Genomic DNA, 13,338 nt, shown 5'->3' on the forward strand with positions numbered 1-13,338 from the left:
GCGTTAAGCAAGGCTTACCTAAGCGAGTCGGACAAAAATAGCAGAAACGAATAAATGTGGTGAAGTGCCGCTTAACCTGCGGCGGCGTGGCGTTCAACCATTTAGGCTAGCCTGTCCTGATCGTATCGGCGGTTCGCGTCAGCGGATTGCGTACCGCGCGAAGGTGTTCGTCCAGGAAGAAGGCAGCGCAATGGGTTTGAATCGACGGCAGCTCCTGCAGTCGGGTCTCGGCATCGGAGCTGTGCTCTTCGTCGCAGCCTGCTCGAAGGACACCGAGTCGGCGGGGCCCGCGCAACGCGGCGGCACCTTGCGGGTCGGCGCGCTCGGCACGGCGGCGCGCACCGAACGCGATCCGCACGCCAATCTGAGCAACGACAGCGACTTCCTGATCACCTCGCTGGTGTACGACGCACTCACCGTGCCCGGCGGTGACCCGAATGTCGCGCCCCGCTTGGCAACTCGATGGGAGCCGGACGCGCAACGCCGCCGCTGGACCTTCACCCTCGCCGACGGCGCGACCTTCCACGACGGCAGTCCGGTCACCTCCGACGACGTCGTGTGGTCGCTGCGCAGGCTGCGCACCGTCGGCGGTGCGTCGAAAATGCCTGTCGCGGTGGAGGACATCACCGCCGACGGGCCGAATCGGGTGGTGCTCACCGTGCCGGAGCCGAACACCCAACTGCCGCTGCTGGTGCGGCTGATGACGTTCACCGTCAAGAAGAACACCACCGACTTCGGCAAAGCCATTGGTACCGGACCGTTTCGGCTCGAGTCGTACCAGGATGGCAATGCCAGGCTGGTCCGCAACGAGCGCTGGCACGGCCCGGCACCGCTGCTCGACGCCATCGAGGTCACCATGTTCGAGAGCGTCACCGCGCTGGGCAATGCCGTGCTCGGCGGGCAGATCGACCTCGCCTCCAATGTCGGCGCGATCGCGGGCCGGACGGCGGAGGGCCGCGGCGACCTGCGGGTGGTCCGGCGCGCCGACGACACCATGCTCGGTGTCGCGATGCGCGCCTCGGACGGGCCGTTCGCCGACGCCAAGGTGCGCACCGCGCTGCGGCTCGGCGTCGATCGAAACGCACTGGTGAATCAGGTGCATTCGGGATACGGCAAGATCGCCAACGACATTCTCGGCACCGCCGACCCGATGTACGACAAGTCCATCGCACAGCGCACCCGCGACCTCGACCGCGCGAAAGCGCTGCTGCGCGAAGCCAATTTCGATACCGGCCGCAGCTACCCGCTGGTGACCAAGGCGGAGGCGCCAGGCGAGGTCGAATCGGCCAAGGTCATCGCGACCCAGCTGGCCGATATCGGCGTTCGCCTCGAGGTGGTCACCCAGGAGTCGAACGCCTTCTACGACCAGACCTGGCTGAAGGCACCGCTGTACACCGTCTCGTGGGGCACCAACGATTCGGCACTGTTCTACGCGAAGAATCTGATGTCCAGCGGTTCCAACCGCAACGAAACCGACTTCAAGGACGCGGCATTCGATGCCGCCACCGCGAAAGCCTTTTCGGCACAAAGCGACTCGGACTACGCGCAAGCCTGCCGCGAGGTGCAGCAGATCGAGCACGATCGCGGCGGCTACCTGGTGTGGGGCATGGCCGACGGCATCGATATCGCGTCCGTCCGCGTGCACGACCTGCCCACGCTCGGCGGTTTCGCCAGGGTGCAGCTGGAACGAGCCTGGCTGGGCGGGTGATTCCGTTCGCGCGCCTGCTCGTCCGGCGCATCGCCCTGCTGATCGCCTTGCTGGCAACGGTCTTCGTGGTCGTCGACCTGCTGCCGGGCAACACGGCGCGGGCGGTGCTCGGACGGGACGCGACGCCGGACCGGATCGCGGCGAAGGAACACGAGCTCGGGCTGGACCATCCACTGCCGCAACGCTTCTGGAATTGGATCTCCGGGGTGCTGACCGGCGACTTCGGCCACACCGCGCGCGGGCGCTCGATCAACGACCTGCTCGCCGACAAGTTCCCGCCGACGCTGCTGCTCGGCGGCCTCGCGTTGACGCTGACGGTGCTCGCGTCGCTGCTGCTGGGTATCTGGTGGGCGGCGCGGCAGAACACCGCGATGCGGCTGCTACAGCCCGCGACGACGATGGCGGCGGCGATACCGGAATTCGTGGTGGCGACCCTGTTGATCCTGGTGTTCGCGCTGGCGGCCGGTTGGTTGCCCGCTGTCACCATCACCGGTCGCTCCGGATTTCCGGCGAGTCCGGACATGCTGGTGCTGCCCGTGCTCGCGCTGGCGATCCCGCAGATCGGCTGGAATACCCGGGTCGTGCGCGCCGCGATGGTGCACGCGGCCCAGGCTCCGCACGTGGAAAGTGCCGTGCTGGACGGTATTTCCACGCGTGCCGTGCTGCTCCGGCATGTTTTGCCGTTCGCGCTGCCCACCATCGTGGCGAGCTTCGCGACCACCGTGGGGATGGTGCTCGGCGGATCGTTGGTGGTGGAGACCATCTTCAACTATCCGGGCCTCGGCGCGGTGCTGGCCGGTTCGGTGGCGGATCGCGATGTGTCGCTGATCGCCTCGGTGGTCGCGCTGTCCGGGGCGGTCATCATGGGCATGCTCGCGGTCGCCGATGGCATTCGCGCCTGGTCGTTGCGAGGTCGCGGATGAAACAATTGCTTACCTCGGCGCAGACACGGGCCAACCGCCGTCGGGTGCAACGCCTTCGGCTGCTGACGGTGCTGCCTGCCGTACTCGTGACATTGCTGGCCGTGCTCGGACCGGTACTGGCGCCGCACGCGGCCGAAACTCCCGTCGGTATCCCGTTCGGCCGTGCCGGTGCCGACGCCTGGCTCGGCACCGACCGGCTGGGCCGCGATGTGCTGAGCCAATTGCTGTACGGCGGTTGGGGTCTGCTCTTGCTGGCCGCCGTGATCGCCGTGACGGTGACCGCACTGTCCTGCGTCCTCGGCGCGATCGCCGCGCTGCGACCGAGGGTCGGCATGTTCATCGAGCTTGCTACCGACTTCGCCATGCTGCTGCCTGCCGTCCTCGGCATTCTGCTCGTGCTGACCTCCTGGCCGGACGCGGGTGCCGTTGGCCTGCTGGTCGTTGCCCTCCTTTTCGGCACCCCTTACTGCGCAAGGGTTTTCGCTGCCGCAGCCGCCGGTGTCGCCGCCTCCGGCTACGTCGAGGCGGCCCAGGCCAGCGGTGAAACCCTGCCGCACTTGGTCTTCCGTGAAGTGATCCCGAACCTGCGCGAGGTGGTCACCGCCCAGCTCGGCCTCCGTTTCGTTGCCGCCGTCTACCTGGTCAGCACCGCCTCGTTCCTGCAATTGCCGACCACCCTCGGCGCGAGTAACTGGGCGGTCATGGTGCGCGAGAACGCCTCCGGCATGCTGCTCAACCCCTGGGCCGTGCTCGCGCCGAGTCTGGCCATCGCGGTCGTCGCGGTGAGTGTGAACCTGGCCGTCACCGCGTTGGGGAAGGGGGAGCGAGCATGAACGAACATTCCGCGCGGCCGTCGTCCGCGATCGCGGCGGTGCTCGGCGCCGACGACGTGGTGGCAGAAGAAGGTCAGCCGACAAGCATGCTTCGCGTACGTCGGACGACGGGTGAGTTGCGGTGAACGATCCTGCTCTCGAGGTCGATGCACGAATCGACTTCGACGCCTTGGGCCCGGCGGTCCCGCGGTGCTTCGGTGCGGACCCGTCGAACGGTGTGGACGATCGAGCGTCGAGGCTCGGGCAGCCCGCGAGCGTGCCGGTGGTGGTCGACGAATTGTCGGTGCGCGGTTCGACGGGGCTGGAGTTGTTCGGGCCCACCAGCTTCCAGATCGCGGAAGGAAAGATCACCGCGCTCACCGGACCTTCCGGCTCGGGCAAGTCAACGCTGATGCGAGCGCTACTCGGGCAGCTGCCGACCGGCGCTGCCCGGTGCGGCGGCTCGGTCTCGGTGGCGGGCCACGACGTGTTCGCGCTCGATCCCGCTGCCCGGCAGCGATTCCGGCGCACCCATGTCGCGTACGTAGGGCAAGACCCGGCGTCGGCTCTGAATCCGCTGATGCGCGTGCACGGACTGCTGCACGAGGTCGCCGGACATGCCTCTCGTGACACCATCATCGAGACCCTCGAACTGGTCGGCCTCTCCGCCGAACACCTGCGCCGCAGATCCGGCGAGCTCTCCGGCGGTCAGCAACGCCGAGTCGCCTTGGCCCGCGCCCTGATCCGCCGGACCGGCGTGCTGATCCTCGACGAACCTCTCGCCGGTCTGCACGGCGCCTTGCGCACCGATATCGCGCGCCTGCTGACCGAGATTGCCGCCGAACGCTGCACCGCGATCCTGCTGTCCGGCCACGACACCGCAACCGTGCATGCCATCGCCGACAACGTGATCGAGCTCGGCACCGGACTTGCGACGACGCCTCTCGGAGTCGATGCCTACAAGCATCTGCGTATCGGCAACGAGAACCCCGCGATCAACGGTTCAGCGGAACATGAAACGCCAGCGGATATCGCGGCCAGCGGCAAGGCTGCGGCGCGGGTTGACGACCGTCCGCTACCCGAGTGCGCCGCCGGTCCGCTCGAAGGCGCCTCGTCGACTGCGACTTCCACCCCACTCCTGCTGCGCGCCAAAGGTATCGGTGCCTCGATCGATCACCGCGAGGTTCTGGCCGGAATAGACCTCGAACTGGCCTCGTCGGCAGCACTCGCCGTCGTCGGCGTCTCCGGTGCGGGCAAGACGACCCTGGCCCGAGTGATCGCGGGGCTGCACCGCACCGCGATCGGCTCCGTCGAGCTGCGCGGCGCGCCGATTCCCGTTACCGGTCGCCGTCGAACCGCGCACGGCGGCAACGGCATTCAGCTGGTAACCCAGAATCCGCGATCCGCACTCAACCCGCGCCGCACCGTCGCGCAGACCCTCGGCCGACCACTCCGACGCATCGGGGGCGTCCCGAGACGCCAACTGGCCCAACAGGTCAGCGACCTACTCGCCGCCGTCGAACTCGCCCCCGAGTTGGCGTCGCGCTACCCCCACGAACTGTCCGGCGGACAGCGGCAACGAGTCGCCCTGGCCCGCGCGCTCGCCGCCGAACCCGCGGTGCTCATCTGTGACGAGATCACCTCCGCACTGGATCACGCCACCGCCGCATCGATCATGACTCTGCTGGATCGCATCATGGCCGATCGCGCCATGGCCCTGCTGGTGATCAGCCACGACATGGCCCTGGTCGCCGCGCATTGCCCGCGCATGGTCGTGCTCGACCACGGCCGAATCGTCGAATCCGGTGAGACGCGCGCCATACTCGCGGCTCCGGCGCACCTCGCGACCCGCGAGCTGCTCGGCTGAGTTTTCCGAGGTAGTCCGCCGAACCTGGATGATAGGTGGAGTGCTCCTGAAGAAGACCGGCGCTGTGGCCGCCGTCCTGGTGACCCTCGCGCTCGCCGGTTGTGGGATCGACCGCGATCTCCCGCCGATTCCCGAGGGCATCCCGCCCGGCCCTGGTACTCCGCTGCCGCTCTTCGACCTGGACGGTCCGGGTCGCACAGCGGTGCAGTTGCGCGGCTGGGCCGAAGAACAGGCGGACCGCATGGCCATTCCGCCGGTGGCGTTGGAGGCCTACGGCTACGCGGCGGCGGTACTCGCCAGGTCCAAGCCGGACTGCGGCATCGCCTGGACGACCATCGCGGGCATCGCCAGCGTGGAGAGCAAGCACGGCTCGCACGGCGGCTCGCGGATCGACGAGGACGGCACGGTGCGTCCGCCGATCATCGGCATCCCGCTCAACGGTGCGCCGGGCGTCGCCCTGGTCAGGGACACCGACGGTGGTGCGATGGACGGTGATCCGGAGTTCGATCGGGCGATCGGCCCGCTGCAATTCATCCCGGAAACCTGGAAGCGCTGGGGCGTCGACGCGAACGGTGACGGCGTGGCCGACCCGCAGAACATCGACGACGCGGCCCTCACGGCGGCCCGGTACCTGTGCGCCAGCGGCGGCGACCTGACCTCCGAACAAGGTTGGCAGAAGGCGCTGCTCACCTATAACCAATCCACCAGTTACCTGCTGACCGTGCGCGACCGCGCCGCGGCATACAGCGTCGGCCGCCGGGTATGACCTCGGCCACCGGAGTGCCGGTTACCCGCCCAGCTCAGCGGACGCTAGGCTCGCAGCGCACGGCAATTTCCGTAATACCCACCGTGCCCGCAGCCTAAGGAGTGTCGTTTTCGTGGCCATCATCGAACAGGTCGGAGCTCGCGAGATCCTGGATTCTCGCGGAAACCCCACTGTCGAGGTCGAGATCGCCCTCGACGACGGCACCCTGACCCGGGCCGCTGTGCCCTCCGGCGCGAGTACCGGCGAGCATGAAGCCGTCGAGCTGCGTGACGGCGGCGAACGCTACGGCGGCAAGGGCGTACAGAAGGCCGTCGAGGGTGTGCTCGACGAGATCGCGCCGGCCGTCATCGGCCTGGACGCGGTCGAGCAGCGCACCGTCGACCAGGTACTGCTCGACCTGGACGGCACCCCGGACAAGTCCCGCCTCGGCGCGAACGCCCTGCTCGGTGTCTCGCTCGCGGTGGCTCGCGCCGCCGCCGAGTCCTCCGGCCTCGAGCTGTTCCGCTACCTCGGTGGCCCGAACGCGCACGTGCTTCCGGTGCCGATGATGAACATCCTCAACGGTGGCGCGCACGCCGACACCAGCGTGGACGTCCAGGAATTCATGGTCGCCCCGATCGGCGCGCCCACCTTCAAGGAGGCGCTGCGCTGGGGTGCCGAGGTGTACCACGCGCTGAAGGCGGAGCTGAAGGCCAAGGGCCTGTCCACCGGCCTCGGCGACGAGGGCGGCTTCGCCCCCGACGTGGCCGGCACCAGGGAGGCGCTCGACCTGATCAGCGGCGCGATCGGCAAGACCGGCCTGAAGCTCGGCAGCGATGTCGCGCTGGCGATGGACGTCGCGGCCACCGAGTTCTACACGACCGGTAGCGGCTACAAGTTCGAGGGCAGCGTCCGCAGCGCCGCCGAGATGACCCGGTTCTACGCCGAACTGCTCGCCTCCTACCCGCTGGTCTCGCTCGAGGACCCGCTGTCGGAGGACGACTGGGACGGCTGGGTCACGCTCACCGACGAGATCGGCGAGAAGATCCAGATCGTCGGCGACGACCTGTTCGTCACCAACCCGGAGCGCCTGGAAGAGGGCATCGCCAAGGGCGCCGCGAACGCGCTGCTGGTGAAGGTCAACCAGATCGGCACGCTCACCGAGACTTTGGACGCCGTCGAGCTCGCGCACCGCAACGGCTACAAGACGATGATGAGCCACCGTTCCGGCGAGACCGAGGACACCACCATCGCCGACCTCGCGGTCGCGGTGGGCAGCGGCCAGATCAAGACCGGTGCGCCCGCGCGCAGCGAGCGGGTTGCCAAGTACAACCAGCTGCTGCGCATCGAGGACGCGCTCGGTGACTCCGCGCGGTACGCGGGTGATGTCGCGTTCCCGCGCTTCGCATTCGAGGGTTAGTAAACAAGGGACGCTATGACGGAGCGACGTGCGCGTGGAACCAGTCCAGCCGGGCGTGGGGACCGCCGCACGTCGCGTTCCGCCAGCTCGCGGCCCAAGGCAGGCTCCGACACGGAGACGGCCGCCAGGCCCGCGGCCGTAAAACGCACCGCGCGCAGGCGATCCGACGACAAGAAGGCCGCGCCGCAGCAGGTCGGCCTGCGCAGCACCGGCCACGGCGCGGACAAGCACGACCGCACGATCCTCGGCCTGTCCACCGGCAAGGCGGTGATCCTCGCCATCGTGGTGTGCGCGCTGGCGCTCACCCTGGCCGTGCCGATGCGCACCTACTTCACCCAGCGGGCCGAGGCCGCACAGCTGGCCCAGCAGCGCACGGAGCTGGAGTCCGATCTGCAGCGGCTGCGCGATCGCCGTGCGCAGCAACAGGATCCGGCCTACATCCGGTCCGAGGCGCGCGAGCGGCTGCGGCTGGTGCTGCCCGGCGAGACCCCCTACATCGTGCAGGTGCCCGGCATCGAAGCCGCCGCCCCGCCGACCGCGGTGACCAGGTCCCGGGAGCCCGACCCCTGGTACACCGAGCTGTGGCGCAGCATTTCCGAACCACAACCCGCCCCCGCGGCCGACAAGGCAACACCGCAGGCACCGCCCGTCGCGCCGCCGCCAGGACCGGAAGGACCCAGGTGACGAACGACCAGGATCTCGCGATCATCGCCAAGCAGCTCGGCCGCGAACCGCGCGGCGTGCTCGCCGTCGCCTATCGCACCCCGGACGGGATCCCGGCCGTCGTGAAAACCGCGCCGCGCCTGCCCGACGGCACCCCGTTCCCCACCCTGTACTACCTGACCGACCCGCGGCTCACCGCCGAAGCGAGCAGGCAGGAATCCGCGGGCGTGATGCGTGAGATGACCGAACGGCTCGGCCGCGACCAGGAATTGGCGGCCGCCTACCTCGCCGCGCACCAGAGCTATCTGGCCGAGCGCGACGAGATCGAGTCCCTCGGTACCGATTTCACCGGCGGCGGGATGCCTGAGCGGGTGAAGTGCCTGCACGTGCTGATCGCGCACGCGCTGGCCAAGGGCCCCGGCGTGAATCCGTTCGGCGACGAGGCGGTGGCGCTGGCCGCCGACAACGGGTTGCGCGGCACCGCGATTCCGGCCGACTGGCCGAAGTACGAGCGGGTCGGCGTCCAGGAAAGCGGAGCACAGGCATGAATAATCGGGTAGCCGCCGTCGATTGTGGGACCAACTCGCTGCGACTATTGATCGCCGACGTGCTCGCCGACGGCACGCTGGCCGATGTGCACCGCGAGATGCGGATCGTGCGGCTCGGCAAGGGGGTCGACGCGACCGGTTCGCTGGCACCTGACGCGATCGAACGCACCAGGGTCGCGCTGGCCGATTACGTGGCGCTGATGCGCGAGACCGGGGTCACCCGGGTGCGCATGACGGCCACCTCCGCCACCCGCGACGCGTCCAACCGCGAGGATTTCTTCGCCATGGCCCGCGCCGAACTCGGCACCGTTGTGCCAGGCGCGGAGGCCGAGGTGATCACCGGCGACGAGGAGGCGCGGCTCTCCTTCACCGGTGCGGTCGGCGAACTGTCCAGCGAGGCAGGGCCTTTCGTGGTGGTCGACCTCGGTGGTGGCTCGACCGAGTTGGTCTTCGGTGACAGCGCGGGCGTGCAAGCCGCGTTCTCCGCCGACATCGGCTGTGTCCGGATCACCGAACGCTGCCTGCCCGGCGACCCGCCGACCGCCGAACAGGTCAGCGCGGCACGGGAATTCGCCACCGAACGGCTGGCCGAGGCCTTCGCCAGGGTGCCCGTCGATGGCGCGCGCACCTGGGTCGGCGTCGCGGGCACCATGACCACGCTGGCCGCCGTCGCCCTCGATCTGCCCGAATACGATTCGGGGAAGATCCATCTCACCCACCTCCCGCTGGAACAGCTTCGGGCCGTGTGCGATCGGCTGATCGGCATGACGCACGACGAGCGCGCCGCGCTCGGCCCGATGCACCCCGGCCGGGTCGACGTGATCGGCGGCGGTGCCGTCATCGCCGAGGTGCTCGCCGACGAATTGTCCCGTCGCGCGGGCATTTCCGAGCTCGTCGTCTCCGAGCACGACATCCTCGACGGCATCGCGCTCTCCATCGCCTGACGCGCTACCCGGACTTGGCTTCGCGCGCCCGGCCGGTGACCAGATCGGCCAGCCGGGACAGTGATTCCTTGTTGCGCGGCGCGAGCACCTGTTTCTGCACCAGGTCGGGCACCAGTGCCGCCGGGCCGCTGATCGCGCGTTCGAACATGCTGATCCGGGTGCGGTCGGGGGTGATCTCGGTCAGCTCCAACCGGATCCACGCCGAGCCGACCGGCCACAGCCGCGCCTCGAGCTCGATCATCCGTGGCGCGTCCACCTCGCGGACCTTGGTGGTGTCGGACAGGTTCAGCGGCCACGGTCCAACGCTGTGGTGGATGCGGGTGCCGACGGCGGGCCAGCCTGCGTCGACATCGCGGATGTGGGAGGCGCCGACCACCCAGAGCGGGTACAGCCAGCCGTCGGCCAGCACCGCGAACGTGTCCTCGACCGAGGCGGGCACCGTGATTTCTACCGGATCCATCCGTGCGTCACTTTCGTCGTCGTGCCGGACTGTCGTGGCCGGGGCGGCGCGGTGGCGTGCCGTTTCCCGGATGCCCATCTAGGGCCTGAAGAAACGCTCCGATTAGCAGTCTGGCACGATCCGCTACCGTGCGCGACGCTGCGATGATCTTCGAGATTTGGGCGTTGATGCCGAAGAATCGTCGCAAACATGGGAAGGTCTGAGGATGTCGGAAGTAAAAACGGCTGATTCACCGATTGCCGGACGGACCATCTTCGGTCACCCCATCGGATTGACCAACCTTTTCGGAGTAGAGCTGTGGGAACGGTTCTCGTACTACGGAATGGTCAGCATCCTCGGGTACTACCTGTACTACTCGGCGACCGACGGCGGGCTCGGGCTGGACCAGAGCACCGCGTTCGGCATCGTCGGCGCCTACGGTGGCCTGGTCTATCTGTCCACGGTGCTCGGCGGCTGGATCGCCGACCGGCTGCTCGGCATGGAACGGACGGTGTTCTACGGCGGCGTGGTAGTGGTGGCCGGACATATCGCGCTGGCCGTGCTGCCCGGCCTCATCGGTGTCGGCGTCGGCCTGGTGCTGGTCGCGCTCGGCAGCGGCGCGCTCAAGGCGAACGCGTCGTCGCTGCTCGGCACGCTGTACGAGAAGGGCGACGCGCGCGCGGACGGCGGCTTCACCCTCTTCTACCTCGGCATCAACCTCGGCGCCTTCAGCGGCCCGCTGCTCACCGGCCTGCTGCACGACCACCTCGGCTTCCACTACGCGTTCGGCGCCGCCGCGATCGGCATGGCACTCGGGCTCATCCAGTACGCCGTGTTCCGGCGCAACCTCGGCACGCACGGCCGCGAGGTGCCGAACCCGTTGCCGCGCAACGCGATCGGCCCGATCGTCGGCCTGCTCGCCGTCGCCGCGGTGGTGGTCGCCGCGGCCTTCCTGACCGGTCTGGTGACGCTGGACAATCTGCCCGACGTGACCACCGGCGTCATTGCCGTCGCGGCGGCCGTCTACTTCGTCGTCATGTTGACCAGCGCCAAGGTGACGCCGATCGAACGAAGCCGGGTGCGCGCGTTCATCCCGCTGTTCATCGCCAACGCGGTGTTCTGGTCGCTGTTCCAGCAGATCTTCACGGTGCTCACTGGCTACTCCGACAACCGGATCAACTGGCGCCTGTTCGGCTGGACCGCGCCGTCGAACTGGATCAGTTCGGTCGAGCCGGTCTGGATCATCACGCTGTCACCACTGTTCGCCATCATGTGGACCAAGCTCGGCTCGCGCGCGCCGAGTACGCCACGCAAGTTCGCGCTCGGTGTGATCGGCATGGGACTGGCGTTCATGCTGTTCGTGCCGCTGTCGTTCATCAGCGGGCAGCAGGTGCCGATCCTGCTCATCGTCGCCGTCATGGCCGGGTTCGCGATATCGGAACTGCTGCTCTCGCCCATCGGTCTTGCGGTCACCACCCAGCTCGCACCGGAAGCTTTCCGGGCACAGATGATGGCGCTGTACTTTTTCTCGGTTGGCATCGGCACATCGATGTCGGGTACTTTGGCCCGGTTCTATGACCAAGACCACGAATTCGCCTATTTCGGTATCACCGGCGCCGTCGCGGTCTGTGCCGGACTGATCGTGGCCGCCATCGCACCGCGGATCAGCAAGTACATGGAGGGCGTGCATTAGCGCGTCCCCGGCCATAGACAGCTAGACAGCACGATCAGAGGTAGAGGAGAAGGTGTGGCGATCCGCAAGCCGGACGACGCGACAGCACAGGACCCGGCTCGGTGGGGCGGGTTGTTCCGCACCAAATCCGTCGAGCAATCGATCAAGGACACCGACGAGCCGGACTCGAAACTCCGCAAGGACCTGACCGCGTGGGACCTCACGGTCTTCGGCGTCGCGGTGGTGATCGGCGCGGGCATCTTCACGCTCACCGCACGCACCGCGGGCAACGTGGCCGGACCGTCGGTCTCGCTCGCGTTCGTCTTCGCGGCGATCGCCTGCGGGCTGACCGCGCTCTGCTACGCCGAGTTCGCGTCGACGGTTCCGGTGGCGGGCAGCGCGTACACGTTCTCCTACGCCACCTTCGGTGAGCTCGTCGCGTGGATCATCGGCTGGGACCTCATCCTGGAATTCGCGCTGGCCACCTCGGTGGTGGCCAAGGGCTGGTCGCAGTACCTCGGCGAGGTGATCGGCACGACGCCGATCGCGCACATCGGCTCGGTGTCCTTCGACTGGGGCGCGGTGTTGCTGATCGCGGTCCTGGCCGTGCTGCTTGCCACCGGAACCAAGGTGTCCTCGCGGGTGTCGGCGGTGGCGGTCGCCATCAAGCTGGCCGTGATCGCGCTGGTGCTGATCGTCGGCATCACCTACTTCAAGTCGGAAAACCTGACGCCCTACATTCCGCCGTCGCAGCCGGCGGAAGCGGGCGACGGGCTGCGGCAGTCGCTATTCTCGTTCCTGACCGGCGCCGGGCACACCAGCTTCGGCTGGTACGGCCTGCTCGCCGCGGCCAGCCTGGTGTTCTTCGCGTTCATCGGCTTCGACGTGGTCGCGACCACCGCCGAGGAGACCAAGAACCCGCAGAAGGCGGTGCCGCGCGGCATCCTCGGCTCGCTGCTGATCGTCACCATCCTCTACGTCGCGGTGACGCTTGTGCTCACCGGCATGGTGCCCTACACCGAGCTGTCCGGTGACAATGCCACGCTCGCAACGGCTTTCGCGATTCACGGCGACACCTGGGTGAAGAACATCATCTCGGTCGGCGCGCTCGCCGGACTCACCACGGTGGTCATGGTGATGTTCCTCGGGCAGACCCGCGTGCTGTTCGCCATGTCGCGCGACGGGCTGATGCCGCGAAAGCTGGCGCACACCAGCAAGTTCGGCACGCCGGTGCGGATCACCGCGATCGTCGGCGTCGTCTGTGCGGTGCTCGCCGGTTTCGTCGACTTCGGCACGCTCGAGGAAATGGTCAACATCGGCACGCTGTTCGCGTTCGTGCTGGTCTCGGTCGGCGTGCTCATCCTGCGCCGCACCCGCCCCGACCTGCCGCGCGGATTCCGGGTTCCGCTGGTGCCCGTTGTCCCGATCCTCGGTGTGCTGGCCTGCCTCTGGCTGATGCTGAATCTGTCGGTGGAGACCTGGATTCGGTTCATCGTCTGGATGGCGCTCGGCTTCATCATCTATTTCGCCTACAGCCGTCGTCATTCGGTGCTGCGCAACACTCCCGCGGAGTAGCCCACCGCGAGACAGCTTGAAC

At 68.1% G+C, this 13,338-nt stretch carries 13 protein-coding genes; 12 read left to right on the forward strand and 1 reads right to left on the reverse strand.

Features of this window, described 5'->3' with window-relative positions; all coding sequences use genetic code 11:
* Window positions 1–190 precede the first annotated feature (190 nt).
* The 10 genes from ACIA8C_RS01675 to ACIA8C_RS01720 all read left to right on the forward strand — a co-directional run bounded on the left by ACIA8C_RS01675 (window position 191) and on the right by ACIA8C_RS01720 (window position 9,630).
* Window positions 191–1,708, forward strand: a complete 1,518-nt coding sequence (locus ACIA8C_RS01675; RefSeq protein WP_397130317.1) for an ABC transporter substrate-binding protein — start codon at window positions 191–193, stop codon at window positions 1,706–1,708.
* Window positions 1,705–2,631, forward strand: a complete 927-nt coding sequence (locus ACIA8C_RS01680; RefSeq protein ID WP_397130318.1) for an ABC transporter permease — start codon at window positions 1,705–1,707, stop codon at window positions 2,629–2,631. Before ACIA8C_RS01675 ends, ACIA8C_RS01680 begins: the two co-directional genes overlap by 4 nt.
* Complete coding sequence (locus ACIA8C_RS01685; protein WP_397130319.1) at window positions 2,628–3,464, forward strand: ABC transporter permease; 837 nt, start codon at window positions 2,628–2,630, stop codon at window positions 3,462–3,464. The genes ACIA8C_RS01680 and ACIA8C_RS01685 overlap by 4 nt, the downstream gene beginning before the upstream one ends.
* Window positions 3,461–3,589 (forward strand): hypothetical protein, encoded by a 129-nt coding sequence (locus ACIA8C_RS01690; RefSeq protein WP_397130320.1) that lies wholly within the window; start codon window positions 3,461–3,463, stop codon window positions 3,587–3,589. Before ACIA8C_RS01685 ends, ACIA8C_RS01690 begins: the two co-directional genes overlap by 4 nt.
* Window positions 3,586–5,310 (forward strand): ATP-binding cassette domain-containing protein, encoded by a 1,725-nt coding sequence (locus ACIA8C_RS01695; RefSeq protein WP_397130321.1) that lies wholly within the window; start codon window positions 3,586–3,588, stop codon window positions 5,308–5,310. The genes ACIA8C_RS01690 and ACIA8C_RS01695 overlap by 4 nt, the downstream gene beginning before the upstream one ends.
* A gap of 28 nt (window positions 5,311–5,338) precedes the next feature.
* Window positions 5,339–6,076 carry a lytic transglycosylase domain-containing protein gene (locus ACIA8C_RS01700; protein ID WP_397130322.1) on the forward strand — a complete coding sequence of 246 codons (738 nt, stop codon included), beginning with the start codon at window positions 5,339–5,341 and terminating at the stop codon, window positions 6,074–6,076.
* Window positions 6,077–6,188: 112 nt separating this feature from the next.
* Complete coding sequence (gene eno / locus ACIA8C_RS01705) at window positions 6,189–7,475, forward strand: phosphopyruvate hydratase (protein WP_397130323.1); 1,287 nt, start codon at window positions 6,189–6,191, stop codon at window positions 7,473–7,475.
* A 15-nt stretch (window positions 7,476–7,490) separates the two neighbouring features.
* On the forward strand, window positions 7,491–8,159 hold the full coding sequence (locus tag ACIA8C_RS01710) for a septum formation initiator family protein (protein ID WP_397130324.1): 669 nt from the start codon (window positions 7,491–7,493) through the stop codon (window positions 8,157–8,159).
* Window positions 8,156–8,686 carry a DUF501 domain-containing protein gene (locus ACIA8C_RS01715; protein ID WP_397130325.1) on the forward strand — a complete coding sequence of 177 codons (531 nt, stop codon included), beginning with the start codon at window positions 8,156–8,158 and terminating at the stop codon, window positions 8,684–8,686. Before ACIA8C_RS01710 ends, ACIA8C_RS01715 begins: the two co-directional genes overlap by 4 nt.
* Complete coding sequence (locus tag ACIA8C_RS01720) at window positions 8,683–9,630, forward strand: exopolyphosphatase (protein WP_397130326.1); 948 nt, start codon at window positions 8,683–8,685, stop codon at window positions 9,628–9,630. Before ACIA8C_RS01715 ends, ACIA8C_RS01720 begins: the two co-directional genes overlap by 4 nt.
* Before the next feature lie 4 nt (window positions 9,631–9,634).
* Here the strand turns inward: ACIA8C_RS01720 and ACIA8C_RS01725 are convergent, their stop codons facing one another.
* Window positions 9,635–10,168 carry an SRPBCC family protein gene (locus ACIA8C_RS01725; protein ID WP_397130327.1) on the reverse strand — a complete coding sequence of 178 codons (534 nt, stop codon included), beginning with the start codon at window positions 10,166–10,168 and terminating at the stop codon, window positions 9,635–9,637.
* A 127-nt stretch (window positions 10,169–10,295) separates the two neighbouring features.
* Here ACIA8C_RS01725 and ACIA8C_RS01730 point away from each other — a divergent pair, with 127 nt between their 5' ends.
* Both ACIA8C_RS01730 and ACIA8C_RS01735 read left to right on the forward strand, forming a co-directional pair.
* On the forward strand, window positions 10,296–11,762 hold the full coding sequence (locus ACIA8C_RS01730; RefSeq protein WP_397130328.1) for a peptide MFS transporter: 1,467 nt from the start codon (window positions 10,296–10,298) through the stop codon (window positions 11,760–11,762).
* A gap of 54 nt (window positions 11,763–11,816) precedes the next feature.
* Window positions 11,817–13,316: an amino acid permease gene (locus tag ACIA8C_RS01735; RefSeq protein WP_397130329.1), complete on the forward strand. Its 1,500-nt coding sequence runs from the start codon at window positions 11,817–11,819 to the stop codon at window positions 13,314–13,316.
* Window positions 13,317–13,338: the final 22 nt, after the last annotated feature.

The organism is Nocardia sp. NPDC051321 (assembly GCF_044455225.1).
Taxonomy (GTDB): Bacteria; Actinomycetota; Actinomycetes; order Mycobacteriales; family Mycobacteriaceae; genus Nocardia.

Bases quoted from the DNA above. Each gene is read 5' to 3' on its own strand.
- ACIA8C_RS01675 (WP_397130317.1), top strand. From the start codon at position 191: ATGGGTTTGAATCGACGGCAGCTCCTGCAGTCGGGTCTCGGCATCGGA.
- ACIA8C_RS01685 (WP_397130319.1), top strand. From the start codon at position 2,628: ATGAAACAATTGCTTACCTCGGCGCAGACACGGGCCAACCGCCGTCGG.
- ACIA8C_RS01690 (WP_397130320.1), top strand. From the start codon at position 3,461: ATGAACGAACATTCCGCGCGGCCGTCGTCCGCGATCGCGGCGGTGCTC.
- ACIA8C_RS01700 (WP_397130322.1), top strand. From the start codon at position 5,339: ATGATAGGTGGAGTGCTCCTGAAGAAGACCGGCGCTGTGGCCGCCGTC.
- ACIA8C_RS01710 (WP_397130324.1), top strand. From the start codon at position 7,491: ATGACGGAGCGACGTGCGCGTGGAACCAGTCCAGCCGGGCGTGGGGAC.
- ACIA8C_RS01720 (WP_397130326.1), top strand. From the start codon at position 8,683: ATGAATAATCGGGTAGCCGCCGTCGATTGTGGGACCAACTCGCTGCGA.
- ACIA8C_RS01725 (WP_397130327.1), bottom strand. From the start codon at position 10,168: ATGGGCATCCGGGAAACGGCACGCCACCGCGCCGCCCCGGCCACGACA.
- ACIA8C_RS01730 (WP_397130328.1), top strand. From the start codon at position 10,296: ATGTCGGAAGTAAAAACGGCTGATTCACCGATTGCCGGACGGACCATC.